The organism is Streptomyces sp. NPDC031111 (assembly GCF_055570675.1).
This window is the reverse complement of record NZ_JBVIGS010000004.1, coordinates 102,735-115,088: the sequence shown is the minus strand read 5'-3', so window position 1 is coordinate 115,088 and position 12,354 is coordinate 102,735. Positions and strand designations below refer to the sequence as shown.

15 protein-coding genes and 1 tRNA gene are annotated in these 12,354 nt (G+C 69.8%); 5 read left to right on the top strand and 11 right to left on the bottom strand.

The genetic code is table 11. From position 1 onward, the window contains the following. Window positions 1-55: 55 nt before the first annotated feature. The 5 genes from ACZ470_RS10840 to ACZ470_RS10820 form a co-directional block, all read right to left on the bottom strand. The gene (locus ACZ470_RS10840; protein WP_468426485.1) at window positions 56-817 is read right to left on the bottom strand and encodes a class E sortase; all 762 of its coding nucleotides are present in this window, start codon (window positions 815-817) and stop codon (window positions 56-58) included. Window positions 818-830: 13 nt separating this feature from the next. Continuing rightward, entirely contained in the window at window positions 831-1,943 is a 1,113-nt protein-coding gene (locus ACZ470_RS10835; RefSeq protein WP_468426483.1) for a class E sortase, read from the bottom strand. Continuing rightward, window positions 1,940-2,578 (bottom strand): aminodeoxychorismate/anthranilate synthase component II, encoded by a 639-nt coding sequence (locus ACZ470_RS10830; RefSeq protein ID WP_468426481.1) that lies wholly within the window; start codon window positions 2,576-2,578, stop codon window positions 1,940-1,942. Before ACZ470_RS10830 ends, ACZ470_RS10835 begins: the two co-directional genes overlap by 4 nt. Next, window positions 2,575-2,736 (bottom strand): hypothetical protein, encoded by a 162-nt coding sequence (locus tag ACZ470_RS10825; protein WP_361459883.1) that lies wholly within the window; start codon window positions 2,734-2,736, stop codon window positions 2,575-2,577. The genes ACZ470_RS10830 and ACZ470_RS10825 overlap by 4 nt, the downstream gene beginning before the upstream one ends. 187 nt (window positions 2,737-2,923) lie before the next feature. After that, window positions 2,924-3,703, bottom strand: a complete 780-nt coding sequence (locus tag ACZ470_RS10820) for a DUF881 domain-containing protein (protein WP_468426479.1) — start codon at window positions 3,701-3,703, stop codon at window positions 2,924-2,926. A gap of 141 nt (window positions 3,704-3,844) precedes the next feature. Between ACZ470_RS10820 and crgA the strand changes: the two genes are divergently transcribed. After that, window positions 3,845-4,099, top strand: a complete 255-nt coding sequence (crgA, locus tag ACZ470_RS10815; protein WP_004929143.1) for a cell division protein CrgA — start codon at window positions 3,845-3,847, stop codon at window positions 4,097-4,099. A 280-nt stretch (window positions 4,100-4,379) separates the two neighbouring features. Here the strand turns inward: crgA and ACZ470_RS10810 are convergent, their stop codons facing one another. Together ACZ470_RS10810 and ACZ470_RS10805 are read right to left on the bottom strand one after the other, a co-directional pair. Next, window positions 4,380-5,270 carry a rhomboid family intramembrane serine protease gene (locus tag ACZ470_RS10810; RefSeq protein WP_468426477.1) on the bottom strand — a complete coding sequence of 297 codons (891 nt, stop codon included), beginning with the start codon at window positions 5,268-5,270 and terminating at the stop codon, window positions 4,380-4,382. Window positions 5,271-5,376: 106 nt separating this feature from the next. Continuing rightward, complete coding sequence (locus tag ACZ470_RS10805; protein WP_468426475.1) at window positions 5,377-5,904, bottom strand: peptidylprolyl isomerase; 528 nt, start codon at window positions 5,902-5,904, stop codon at window positions 5,377-5,379. Window positions 5,905-6,241: 337 nt separating this feature from the next. Here ACZ470_RS10805 and ACZ470_RS10800 point away from each other — a divergent pair, with 337 nt between their 5' ends. Then, window positions 6,242-6,943 (top strand): DUF5324 family protein, encoded by a 702-nt coding sequence (locus ACZ470_RS10800; RefSeq protein ID WP_468426473.1) that lies wholly within the window; start codon window positions 6,242-6,244, stop codon window positions 6,941-6,943. 124 nt (window positions 6,944-7,067) lie between these two features. Here ACZ470_RS10800 and ACZ470_RS10795 read toward each other — a convergent pair. Beyond that, a tRNA-Ala gene (locus tag ACZ470_RS10795) sits at window positions 7,068-7,140 on the bottom strand. A 182-nt stretch (window positions 7,141-7,322) separates the two neighbouring features. On the opposite strand from ACZ470_RS10795, the gene ACZ470_RS10790 reads away from it, so the two are divergent. Both ACZ470_RS10790 and ACZ470_RS10785 read left to right on the top strand, forming a co-directional pair. Next, window positions 7,323-7,871 carry a helix-turn-helix domain-containing protein gene (locus ACZ470_RS10790; RefSeq protein ID WP_103545009.1) on the top strand — a complete coding sequence of 183 codons (549 nt, stop codon included), beginning with the start codon at window positions 7,323-7,325 and terminating at the stop codon, window positions 7,869-7,871. A 156-nt stretch (window positions 7,872-8,027) separates the two neighbouring features. Further along, entirely contained in the window at window positions 8,028-9,599 is a 1,572-nt protein-coding gene (locus tag ACZ470_RS10785; RefSeq protein WP_468426471.1) for a serine/threonine-protein kinase, read from the top strand. Here the strand turns inward: ACZ470_RS10785 and ACZ470_RS10780 are convergent. Both ACZ470_RS10780 and ACZ470_RS10775 read right to left on the bottom strand, forming a co-directional pair. After that, complete coding sequence (locus ACZ470_RS10780; protein WP_468426470.1) at window positions 9,586-11,007, bottom strand: hypothetical protein; 1,422 nt, start codon at window positions 11,005-11,007, stop codon at window positions 9,586-9,588. The genes ACZ470_RS10785 and ACZ470_RS10780 overlap by 14 nt on opposite strands. A 144-nt stretch (window positions 11,008-11,151) precedes the next feature. Further along, complete coding sequence (locus ACZ470_RS10775; protein ID WP_003999697.1) at window positions 11,152-11,280, bottom strand: DLW-39 family protein; 129 nt, start codon at window positions 11,278-11,280, stop codon at window positions 11,152-11,154. Between the two features lie 339 nt (window positions 11,281-11,619). On the opposite strand from ACZ470_RS10775, the gene ACZ470_RS10770 reads away from it, so the two are divergent. Beyond that, window positions 11,620-11,994 carry a DUF6344 domain-containing protein gene (locus tag ACZ470_RS10770; protein WP_468426468.1) on the top strand — a complete coding sequence of 125 codons (375 nt, stop codon included), beginning with the start codon at window positions 11,620-11,622 and terminating at the stop codon, window positions 11,992-11,994. Window positions 11,995-12,141: 147 nt separating this feature from the next. On the opposite strand, the gene ACZ470_RS10765 is transcribed toward ACZ470_RS10770, so the two are convergent. Continuing rightward, entirely contained in the window at window positions 12,142-12,285 is a 144-nt protein-coding gene (locus ACZ470_RS10765; RefSeq protein WP_468426466.1) for a hypothetical protein, read from the bottom strand. Window positions 12,286-12,354: the final 69 nt, after the last annotated feature.

Genomic DNA, 12,354 nt, shown 5'->3' with positions numbered 1-12,354 from the left:
GCCCTCTTCCGAGAGGGCCGGGGCTCCTTGCCTTCGCGGGCCGCCCCGCGTGGTGTCAGCGCAGTTCCTTCGGTGGTGTGCGCTCGTCGTTCACCTTCTCCGTGCGGACCAGTTCGCCCCAGACGATGTAGCGGTACTTGCTGGTGTACACCGGCGTGCAGGTGGTCAGGGTGATGTAGTGGCCGGCCTTCTTCTTGCCGGACTCCTTCGGGATCTTGCCGAGGACGTCGACGTTGTACTTCGAGGTCTCGGGGAGGATCGCGTAGGTCTTGTAGACGTACCACGTGTCCTTCGTCTCGAAGACGATCGGGTCGCCCTTCTCGATCCTGTGGATGCCGTGGAACTTCGCGCCGTGGCCGTCCCGGTGGGCGGCGAGGGAGAAGTTGCCCTCCTTGCCGGAGGTCGGCAGGGTCGCCTTCACGGGGTCGGTGTAGTAGCCGGCGACGCCGTCGTTGAGGACCTTCATCGACGTGCCCTTCTCGACGAGGATCTCGTCACCGCTCATCGCGGGCACGTGCAGGAAGCCGATGCCGTTCTTGCTGTCGAAGGAGACGGGACCTCCGCCGCCGTCGGACCCCTCGGCCCAGGAGTCACGGACCTTGTCCGCCTGCTTGTCCGCCGCGGCATCGGCGACGACGTTCGTCCACCACAGCGAGTAGACGACGAACAGGCCGAGCACCAGGCCCGCGGTGATGAGGAGTTCCCCGAAGAAGCTGACCACCATCGCCACCGGGCCGAGACGGCGGCGGCGCGCTCGATGCGGCGAGAACGCGGGCGCGTCGGTGTGTTCTTCGGTGTCGTCGGCGGTCGCTGCCACGTTTCCTCTGCCCTTAACTGACGAGCGCATCCGGCTTGCCCTTGCTGCGCGGCCGTTCCTCGACCATCTTGCCCCAGACGATCAAGCGGTACTTGCTGGTGAACTCCGGGGTGCACGTGGTCAGCGTGATGTAGCGGCCCGGCCCCTTGAAGCCCGAGCCCTTCGGCACCGGGTCGAGAACACTCACGTTGCTCGGCGACGTCACCGGCAGAATCGACGCCATCTTGTAGACGAAGTACTCGTCCTGCGTCTCCACGACGATCGCGTCGCCCGGCTCCAGCCGGTTGATGTACCGGAACGGCTCCCCGTGCGTGTTGCGGTGGCCCGCCAGCCCGAAGTTGCCGGTCTTCGCGTCCGGCATCGCCGTCTTCAGGGCCCCCTCGGCGTAGTGGCCCACCATGCCCCGGTCCAGCACCTTCTTGCTGCTGATGCCCTCCGCGATCGGCACCACCACGTCCAGCCTGGGGATGTGCAGCAGCGCGAAGCCCTGGCCCGGCTCGAACGCCCCCGGCTTGCGCTCGCCGTTCGCCCAGTCGTTCTGGAGGTCGCTGACCTCCTTTCCGGCCTGCGCCTGCGCCCGTACGTTCGTCCACCACAACTGGTAGGTGACGAACAGCAGCATCAGTACGCCGCAGGTGATGAACACCTCGCCGATCGCCCGGCTCGCGACGACCGCGGGGCTCGCCTTGCGCGCCCGCGCCTGCCGACGCGCCTCCACCCGCGACAGCGGAGCCCGTGACGCCCCCTCAGAGCCCTCGTGACGCCCCTGTACGGCCTCGGAGACCTCTCCGGCCTTGTGGGAGCCGCCACGGCGTCCGTGGCGCCTCTTGGCGGCCTTCCTGCGGGCCGCCCGGCCCTCCGAGGCCGCTGCGGGCGCCGGAGCCTCGCGCGTCCTGCGCACCGGTGGCTCGGGGATGCGCAGCGCCACCGTCTCCTCGTCGACCGGCGGCAGATACGCGGTGCTGTCGGAAGCGCCGCCATAGGGGTCGGGCGCCGTGTTGTCGTACCAGCCGTCCCCGTACGCACCCACAACCCCGTACGGCTGCCCGCCGTACGAGGTGCCCTGTCCGCCGGCACCGCCGTAGTCGTCCGCGCCGGACTCGCGCTCGGGGCGCAGCGCGGTCACGCCGAGGACCTGCCCACCACCGGGGCGAGCCCCGCCGACCTCGCCACCGCGCCCTCGTCGCCGCACTCCACCAGCCAGTTGGCCAGCATCCGGTGGCCGTGCTCGGTGAGCACCGACTCGGGATGGAACTGCACGCCCTCCACCCGGAGTTCACGGTGCCGCAAACCCATCACTATGCCGTCCGCCGTCCTGGCCGTGACCTCCAGCTCCGGCGGAACCGTGGCCGGCTCGGCGGCCAGCGAGTGGTACCGGGTCGCCGTGAAGGGGGAGGGCAGACCCGCGAAGACGCCCTTGCCCCCGTGCTCCACCGGCGAGGTCTTGCCGTGCAGCAGCTCGGGGGCCCGGCCCACGACACCGCCGTAGGCCACCTGCATCGACTGCATGCCGAGGCAGACGCCGAAGACCGGCACCCCGGTCGACGCGCAGTGCCGCACCATGTCCACGCAGACACCGGCCTCCTCGGGAGTGCCGGGGCCGGGCGACAGCAGGACGCCGTCGAAACCGTCCTGCGCGTGTGCCGTCGACACCTCGTCGTTGCGCAGGACCTCGCACTCGGCACCCAGCTGGTACAGGTACTGGACCAGGTTGAAGACAAAGCTGTCGTAGTTGTCGACGACGAGAATGCGCGCGCTCACTGGTTGTCCACCGTCACATCGTTGAAGGGCAGCAGCGGCTCGGCCCACGGAAAGACGTACTGGAAGAGGACGTAGACCACGGCGATGACCAGTACCAGTGAGATGAGTGCCCGCACCCATCCGTTGCCCGGCAGATGCCGCCAGATCCAGCTGTACATGCCGTCCCTTCCGTCGTACCACGGCACCAGACCCACGCCGTACGCCAACAGACTAACGGCGCGAGGCCTCCGGTTTCCGGGCCTCCGCGGGCTGCACCCACACGTACGTGTCCCGGGGCCGATCGCCTCGATCCCCGGGGATGTTCCACGTGAAACAACGACGAGGGACGTCCGCCGTGCGCGGCTGCTACTCCACGGGCTCCGCGTAGTGCAGGTCCACCGTGCCCGAGTAGCCGGGCAGCGTCACCGTCCCGTTGTCCTCGACGTTCCAGCCGAGCCCGTAGACGTTGACGTACACCATGTAGTTCTGGATCGCGGGCGAGGCCGAGAGCGCCTTCTTCAGCTTCTCCGGATCGCCGACCGCCGTGATCTTGTACGGCGGTGAGTAGACGCGGCCCTGGAGGATCAGGGTGTTGCCCACGCAGCGCACCGCGCTGGTGGAGATCAGCCGCTGGTCCATGACCTTGATGCCCTCGGCGCCGCCCTGCCACATCGCGTTCACCACGGCCTGGAGGTCCTGCTGGTGGATGACCAGATAGTCCGGCTGCGGCTCGGGGTAACCGGGGAGCTTGGCGGTGGCGTCCGGCGGCGCGTCGTTGAGGGTGACGGTGATCGCCTCGCCCTTGAGCTTCTGGGTGCCCGCGCGTTTCTCCAGGTCGGCGAGCTTGTCGTCCTCCGCCTTGGTGCTGCCGTCGTCCCGCTCGGCGAGGGACTCCACGTCGTCGCGCAACGCGCCGTTGGACTCCTCCAGCTCGCCGTTCTCGAGACTGCGCTCGTGGATCAGGTCCGAGAGCTTCAGCAGCGAGGCGTCCGTGCGGATGTTGGTGCCCTTGGCCGTGTCGAAGCTGGTGAAGAAGATGAGTCCCGCGAGAGCGAAGACGCCCGCGGTCAGCACCCGCACGGGCCGGAAACGGCGCCGGCGGGCAGGACTGGATTCCTTCCCGGGGAAGTCGGCAGAATTGCTCAACGTACCCTTATCTCCTTCGGCGCCGCGGAAGCACTACGCTAACGGACGCCCGGGGGAGCGCTCAGAGTCCCCTTGTACGCTGCCCCGAGCCCGACCCAGTTCCCTGCGCGGCCACGCAGCGCATCGACAGGAGAGACCCTCGTGCCGAAGTCACGTATCCGCAAGAAGGCCGACTACACGCCGCCGCCCTCCAAGCAGGCGGCGGCGATCAAGCTGACCAACCGCGCCTGGGTCGCGCCGGTGATGCTGGCCCTGTTCCTCATCGGCCTGGCGTGGATCGTCGTCTTCTACGTCACCGACGGTTCGCTGCCCATCGACGCCCTGGGCAACTGGAACATCGTGGTGGGCTTCGGGTTCATCGCCGCCGGATTCGGCGTCTCGACCCAGTGGAAGTAGCGCTCGTCGTACGGTGAGCAACGCTCTGCCCGGAGCTGTCCATCAGCTCTGGGCAGAGTTGTCCCCTGAGTTATCCACAGGCCTTGTCCACATGGGGAAAACAACGACGATCTGTGGATAACCCTTCGGAGGTTGACGCCGGTGTGACAGAACCACCGGCAACCGAAAATCTGTTCGCATGGCCGCTGACCTGCGGAAACACTGGTCGGTTACCCAAGGCACAGATGTTCCCGCACAGTGTGCACAAGATCCGCCACGGGCTGTGGACAACCCCCGGCCGTCAGGTCAGCTGCGCCGTCCTCAGCAGCGTCGTCAGGACCACCGCGGCCAGTACCAGCGCACACGTGCCGTACTGCACCAGCGCACGCCGCTCACGCGGGGCGTGGACCATGGCGTACCCGATCACGACACCGGCGACGAGGCCTCCGATATGGGCCTGCCAGGCGATGTTGCTCCAGCCGAACGTGATGATCACGTTGATCACCAGCAGGGCGATGATCGGACGCATGTCGTAGTTGAGGCGGCGCATCAGTACGGCAGTGGCACCGAACAGCCCGAAGATCGCGCCGGACGCGCCGAGTGAGCCCTGGTTCGGAGCGACGATCACGTACGTGAGCGCGCTGCCCGCGAGCCCGGAGATCAGGTAGAGGGCGAGGTAACGGGCTCGGCCGAGCGCCTCTTCCAGCGGTCCGCCGATCCACCACAGGCTGAGCATGTTGAAGATGATGTGGATGTAGCTGCCGTGCAGGAACATCGATGTCAGCAGCCGGTACCACTGCCCCTCTGTGACGCCTTCAACCGATCCGAGGAGGGGGATGTACGCACGGCCGATCAGCTGGAATTGGTCGGTGAAGCGGTCGCCGAGCGACAGCTGGACGAGAAAGACGGCGAGGCAGAGCCCGACCAGGATCTTGGTGATCAGCCGAGGATCGGCGGCGACGGCTCCCCCGGCGATCGTGCGGGGCATGGAGGCCGTGGGCGCGTGCCCCGTGCCCGAACCGCCGCGGACACAGTCGGGGCACTGGAATCCGACCGAGGCGTCGACCATGCACTCGGGGCAGATCGGGCGCTCGCACCTGGTGCAGCGGATACCGGTCTCACGGTCCGGGTGGCGATAGCAGACAGGGACGCGCTGGGCGTCCTGCGGGCTGCCGGCAGCCTGGTCGTCCATGGGATCCCCTAGGTCGTGTGGAAAAGCCCCGCCCCGCCCATCCTTACGGATGAGCGGGGCGATTGGTTCCCTTCGAAGGCTTTTCGCACCCCGGGGGACGAGGTACTCAGCCCTCGCGGATCTCGACCGACTCGATGACCACCTCGTTCACCGGGCGGTCGGTGCGCGGGTTGGTCTGCGTCGACGCGATGGTGTCGATGACCTTCTGGCTCGCGGCGTCGGTGACCTCACCGAAGATGGTGTGCTTGCGGTTCAGCCACGCCGTCGGGGCGACGGTGATGAAGAACTGCGAGCCGTTGGTGCCCGGGCCGGCGTTGGCCATCGCCAGCAGGTAGGGCTTGTCGAAGCGCAGGTCCGGGTGGAACTCGTCCTCGAACTGGTAGCCGGGACCGCCGGTGCCGTTGCCCAGCGGGTCACCGCCCTGGATCATGAAACCACTGATCACCCGGTGGAAGACCGTGCCGTCGTAGAGCTTGTCCGTGGACTTCTTACCGGTCTCCGGGTGCGTCCACTCCCGCTCGCCCTTGGCGAGCTCGACGAAGTTCTTGACCGTCTTCGGCGCCTGGTTCGGGAAGAGCCGGACCTGGATGTCGCCGTGGTTGGTCTTCAGGGTGGCGTTGAGCTGCTCAGCCACGATGTGCCTTCCGTTGTCTTTCCGTGACTCCCTGATCCTCGCACGGACGGGACGTACAGTCGCCCGACCTCCGTTCACAGGTGGCCCACCGGGCCGTTCCTCTTGCGGAAATCCGGGTGAGTGGTCCCCTGGCAGGGGCGTATGGCGACGATCCGTGGCATTGTCGACGACAAGCTCCTGTTGCCGGATTCTTCCGCTATTGCACTTGATATCGCGATCGATCAACTTCATCGGCACCCGGATGCCCGTCCGCGCATGCCGCGCGGCGACCCGGCAGGCATGATCCGTAAAAGGGTGGAAAGTCGAAATACCGTACGCCACCGAGGAGGAGGAACTCGTGACCCGCATCGACAGCGTGCGCGCCGCGACCGGTTCGGCGAAGGACAGCGTGCTGCACGCCGCGGAAGTGGTGGCGCCCTACGCCGACACGGCCAAGGTCAGGGCCGCGCACTACGCACAGGAGGCCCGCGTACGGCTCGCGCCCATGGTGACGCAGGCCGCGGGCCAGGCCCGCGTCCAGTACGGCGCTCGTGTCCAGCCGTATCTGGAGCAGGCCCGCACGCATGTGCCGCCGAAGGTCGACCTGGCCGCCCAGCAGGCCGCCGACCGCACCCGCAAGGCCGCCCGGCAGGCCGCGGACTACTCCCGTCCCCGGCTCGAACAGGCGGTGGCCGCCGCCGGTCCCGCGAGGGACGAGGCCGCCGCCCGTGGTGCGGCCGCTCTGGCCGCGCTCCGCGGTCAGGTCACGGCGCGGCAGATCCAGAAACTGGTCCGCAAGCAGCAGCGGCGGGCGAGGGCCGGCCGTGCCGCGCGGATGGTGCTGATCCTGGGCGCCGTGACCGGCGGCGCCTTCGCCGCCTGGAAGTGGTGGGACAAGCAGGCCAACCCGGACTGGCTGGTGGAGCCGCCGGCCGCGACGGACGTGTCCGGTTCGACGAAGCTGACGTCGGTGGACGGCAGCGAGGGAGCCTCGCTGGATCCGGAGGTCGAGGCCAAGGAGGCCGAGGAAGAGGCCGCCCGGCGCGACGATCAGCCCTGACGCGCGACGACATCAACGGCGCGGTGGGGCAGGAGACTTGGGTGTCTTCTGCCCCACCGCGCCGTTTCACGTGAAACAAGGACCCCTCCCACCCGCGTTTCCGCAGGTGGGAGGGGTCCTGTTGTGGAGCCTAGGGGAGTCGAACCCCTGACATCTGCCATGCAAAGACAGCGCTCTACCAACTGAGCTAAGGCCCCGCGGGAAAGCGTCCACCTGCGACAACCGCGTCCTGGTGGGCGCCCGGAACCAGAGTACCGGGTCCCCCCGGGGATTCCGCAAAAGGATTGGGGGTCCCCGTGACCAACCACTCTCCGTAAGATGCTCGGACGTGGTTCGCTACAGCGAACCACGGTTCTTGGGGAAGCGATGGGGAGACGCAATGGACGCCGCACAGCAGGAAGCCACCGCAAGAGCGCGGGAACTGCAGCGGAACTGGTACGGGGAGCCTTTGGGGGCGCTCTTCCGTAGGCTCATAGACGACCTGGGCCTCAACCAGGCTCGTCTCGCGGGGGTTCTGGGCCTGTCCGCACCGATGCTGTCGCAGCTGATGAGCGGCCAGCGGGCGAAGATCGGAAATCCGGCCGTGGTGCAGCGCGTGCAGCTGCTTCAGGACCTGGCGGGGCAGGTGGCGGACGGCAGTGTGAGCGCGGCCGAGGCGACCGAGCGCATGGAGGAGATCAAGAAGTCACAGGGGGGTTCGGTGCTCAGCAACACCACGCAGACGACGAGCAGTTCGGGGGCTCCCACGGTCAAGCGGGTGGTTCGCGAGATCCAGTCCCTGCTGCGCTCGGTGGCCGCCGCCGGCGACATCATCGAGGCCGCCGACACCCTCGCCCCCACCCACCCCGAACTGGCGGAGTTCCTGCGGGTCTACGGCGCCGGCCGCACCTCCGACGCGGTCACGCATTACCAGTCCCACCAGAACTGACTCCCGGCCCGGCACCGAAGGGGGTTCGGCGGCCGGGGCGCGCGGAACGGGGGATGCGCGCGAAGACAGGGGACGGGGGCAGGGGGATGCGTATCGCTCGCCGAGTCGGGGGGAAGGCACAGGGGGACACCGCAGGGGGAGGAGCGACGCACAGCCATGGGTGAGGTCTTCGCCGGCCGGTACGAACTGGTCGATCCGATCGGGCGCGGGGGCGTCGGGGCCGTCTGGCGTGCCTGGGACCACCGCCGCCGCCGCTATGTGGCCGCCAAGGTCCTGTTGCAGAGCGACGCGCACTCCCTGCTCCGCTTCGTGCGCGAGCAGGCGCTGCGGATCGACCATCCCCATGTCCTCGCGCCCACCAGCTGGGCCGCGGACGACGACAAGGTCCTGTTCACCATGGACCTGGTCACCGGCGGTTCGCTGGTCCACCTGGTCGGTGACTACGGTCCGCTGCCGCCCGCCTTCGTCTGCACCCTGCTCGATCAGCTGCTGGCGGGGCTCGCCGCGGTGCACGCGGAGGACGTCGTGCACCGCGACGTCAAGCCCGCCAACGTACTGCTGGAGGCCACCGGTACCGGCAGGCCACGGCTGCGGCTGTCCGACTTCGGCATCGCGATGCGGCTGGGCGAGCCGCGGCTGACCGAGACCAACCTGGTGGTGGGCACGCCCGGTTATCTCGCACCCGAGCAGCTGTTGGGGTCCGAACCGGACTTCCCCGCCGACCTGTTCGCCGTGGGCCTGGTCGCGCTGTATCTGCTGGAGGGCGCCAAGCCGGACGCCAAGGCCCTCATCCAGTACTTCGCGGACCACGGGACCCCCGGACCGCCCCAGGGCATTCCCGAGCCGCTGTGGCAGGTGGTGGCCTCACTGCTCCAGCCGGATCCCCTGGCGCGGTTCCGGACGGCCACGGGGGCGCGGAAGGCCCTCGCGGCGGCCGCGGAGCTGCTGCCGGAGCCCGGCCCCGACGACGAACTGATCGAGATCTTCGACCAACTGGGCCCGCTGCCACCGGGTTTCGCCGAGTCCGGCCCGCTGAAGCGGGCCTCGGGTGTGGGCCCGCCGGGTGAGGGGCGTACGCCGCGGGAGGAGGAGCGGGGATCTCCGGCCGACGGCGGGGAAGCCGACGCCGTGTCCGGATCCGGCCGGGGCCCGAGCGCCGGGGACGTCTCCGGGGTTCCGTCCGGCTCCGTGTCGGCCGGATCGGCCACAGGGGCGGGCGCCGGAACCGGCTCGGGGGCGTACGGCGGGAGCGCGGACGTCGTAGCAGCCGATCCGCGTCGGAGCACCGGGTCCACTCCGCGGCCACCCGCCATGTCGGACACCGGAAGCTTCCCCCTGCCGCCGCCCCGGGCCACGGTCACATCCGCCCCCGTGCCACCTCCACCGGCCCCCGGGCACGCGCCTCAGGCGCCGCCGGCCCCGTACGGACCACCTGCCCAGCCGGCCGACGCCGGCCCCCACTTCTCCCCCCACGACCCCACTCATCCGCTGCGCGCCCCCCTGCCCCACCCGGCCGTCCGTCCCGACGCCTCGACCGCCGAGTACACGGCCCAGGGCTCGCGGATTCCGCCGCCGAGCGAGGCGCCGGCGCGGCACGGGTCCACCGCCCCTCGGACCCACCGCCGCCGCGGCCGCCGTCCCGGCCCGTCGGCCGGGGTCGCCGTGCCCCTCGTACTCCTGGCCCTGGTCTGCTACGCCGTGGGCTTCTGGGCCCTCACCCGGATCTGAACGGCGCCTGCGGCGAGGGGTCCGCCGCCGCCCGGGTGACGGCCCGGCGCCGTGCCACCAGCGTCCACACGCCGAGCCCGGCCAGCAGCGCGGTGCCGGTGCCGATCCCGCCCACCGCGAGCGCCCGGTAGGCGGCGACGTCGTCGGCGGTCCCGCCCTCGGCCGCGGCTTCCCGGTCCTCCCCCGTGACCGTGAAGACGTCCGACGGCAGGGACTCGCCCGCGTATCCGGGCCCGTCCTGTGCCGCGCCGCTCAGCCGCACCCGCAGCGTCATCGGCACGGGCCCGTCGCCGAAGCCGTCCGCCACCTCGGCCGAGAGGTGCGCGACGAGGTAGTAGGAGCCGGCGAACCGCATCGCCCCGGCCTGACGGCTGACGGCGTGCCGATTGAGGTACGTGACCGGCGGCAGGGGAGCGAGGCTCTCCGCCTTCCTGCCGCCGTCGTAGCCGACGCCCATGTCCACGATGTAGCCGCGCACGGGATTGTAGAGGTCCACGTCCAGCGCGGCGGCGACGTAACCGCTGCCGCCCCCGCCCGAACCGCCCAGTTCGGCGGTGACATGGAGCCGGCGGCCCCAGTCGACGGGAACCTTGTAGAAGAGCGTCTGCCCGGGGCGGATGTCGTCCCGCCAGACTCCGTGGCCCACGGGGGTGGCCCGGGTGAAGCCCGCGCCGCCCGCGCGCCGTTCGGGCTCTCCCGCCACGGGCTGGGGCGTGGCGGAGTCCCACTCCTTCGGCGCGCTCGTCGCACCGGCCTGCTCCAGCGGTGGCTCCGCCACCGTCATGAGCTCCATCTCCCAGGGGTCGGGGGAGGAGCCGTCGCCGTCCGGGTCGACGCGTTCGACGGTCATGTAGTACGTACCGGCCTCCTGGCAGAGGGATCTCCTGGGGGAGATCTCCCTCATGGCCCAGGCGGCGACCGGATGCGGGCTGCCTGCCGCGCCGAAGCTCTCCGTGTCCACATCGCAGGAGCGGCCCTCGCCGTCCTCCACGGAGACCTTGATGCCGTCGATGACTGAGGCGGTACGCCCGGCCGGGGGCACGGCGGTGGCGGAGGCGTAGGTGTTGGTGGAGTCGTCGAGTTCCAGCCGGTAGTAGACCTTGCCGCGCGCCGGCAGGGTGCTCCGGTAGGTGCGGCCGGGTTCCAGTGCCACGGACTCCGTCACGCTCGCGGCGCCGTCGATCCTCCGCGCGTCCTCGGCGAAGGCGTAGCCGCCGGCATCACCGGAAGCGGCCGGGAGGAACCCGGCGGCGGCCTCGCCGGCCAGGGCCCCCTGCCCCGGCACCGCACCCGCGAGCCCCAGCAGCACCGCGGACGCGAGCACCACCACACCCGCCCGTCGGGCGGCAGGGTGCCGCCCGTTCCCGGCCCGTCCGCGCCCCCGTGCCGTACCCTGCCGTCCCCTCACGCGCCACCCACCCCTCGTCGTCGCCCGGACGTCGCACCCGCGGCCCATCCTGCCCCGCGGACGAGGCCCGTCGGCAAGACCCGTCACACACAAGACCCCGACCGCGAGCGCGGCCGGGGTCTGTTCAGCGTCGGATGTAGGTACTCACGAACCCGTGGGCACGGAGTCAGTCGCCTCCGTCCACAGATCCTGCTCGGCGCGATCCGCCTGGATCTGGCGGTACACGAGGAGCCCGCCGATGGCGGCCAGTGCGACCAGGAGAAGCTTCTTCACCGCGCGACCTCGTCTTTCCTTGACGTAGGGGACCTCTGCCGCCCGACTATACACACCGGTCGATACCGATCGGTGACCTGCGTCGGCCACTCCAACTGCCTTCCGGCGCCACGCAGTAGGAGCGGAGTGTGGCGATCCGATCGGAGGGTGACCACACCCGCACGGACGGTCACTTTGATGCCTTTCCTCCCATCTGAGCAGCTTTTCGCCCTTCATGCCCCCATCCGAGTGGTGTTCATCTGAACATCCACGCGCCACGGGCGTCGGTCCACCACTTCGCGAGCCTCATACACATCATGAGGAAAGTACGCAAATCGCCCGACCCGAAAGTGAGGGGCCATGGCCAGGAACAAGGTCATGAAGCTGTGGAACGTCGTCGTCACCGCCTTCCTCGCGCTGTGCACGGCGCTCGGACTCGTCACCACGACCGCCGCCGCGGCCGTACCGCAGACCGACGAGGCACGCAACAGCGACAGTAATCGGACCGTGACGGCGCCCGCGACGTCGGCGGCCCTCTGGTCCTGGTCACTGATCAGAGCCCTGCCCCCCACGATGAAACAGCGCATCCACGCCGAGGCCCACGGAAAGTCCCCCGGCTGCCGGCACTCCCCGCACTCGGACACGACGACGGAATCCGACTCCGCGGACTGCTCCGACGACTCGACGACCACCCGGGCGGAACCCGCCACCGGCCGCATCCCCCTGCAACGCTGACCGCGGGCCCTCTCTCCAGCCTTCTCGTGCCGTTCCGCTCCCGAAGTACTGGCGAACTCGCGTACAGCGACACGGCACGCCGAACCGGAAGACCCCCGGCCTGTACCGGCCCGGGGGTCTTTTCGTGCTGGTCAGCGCTCTCCCCTGCTAGGGCTTCGCCCCGTCCGGGACGTCCGCCCGCCAGATCATCTCCACGACCTGCACCGCCTGCTGCGCGCGGGCCCACAGCCGTACCGGCCCCGCGGACGATTCACACTCGATCACCAGCGCTCCGGCCGGGATCCACCACATCTCGCCGACCGTCGTATGGCGTGCACATAGCGCAGGTCTGCCGGGAGTGCCCGCAGCCGCGTCCTCGAC

Bases quoted from the DNA above. Each gene is read 5' to 3' on its own strand.
- ACZ470_RS10825 (WP_361459883.1), bottom strand. From the start codon at position 2,736: ATGTACAGCTGGATCTGGCGGCATCTGCCGGGCAACGGATGGGTGCGG.
- ACZ470_RS10810 (WP_468426477.1), bottom strand. From the start codon at position 5,270: ATGGACGACCAGGCTGCCGGCAGCCCGCAGGACGCCCAGCGCGTCCCT.
- ACZ470_RS10790 (WP_103545009.1), top strand. From the start codon at position 7,323: ATGGACGCCGCACAGCAGGAAGCCACCGCAAGAGCGCGGGAACTGCAG.
- ACZ470_RS10785 (WP_468426471.1), top strand. From the start codon at position 8,028: ATGGGTGAGGTCTTCGCCGGCCGGTACGAACTGGTCGATCCGATCGGG.
- ACZ470_RS10770 (WP_468426468.1), top strand. From the start codon at position 11,620: ATGGCCAGGAACAAGGTCATGAAGCTGTGGAACGTCGTCGTCACCGCC.
- ACZ470_RS10765 (WP_468426466.1), bottom strand. From the start codon at position 12,285: ATGTGGTGGATCCCGGCCGGAGCGCTGGTGATCGAGTGTGAATCGTCC.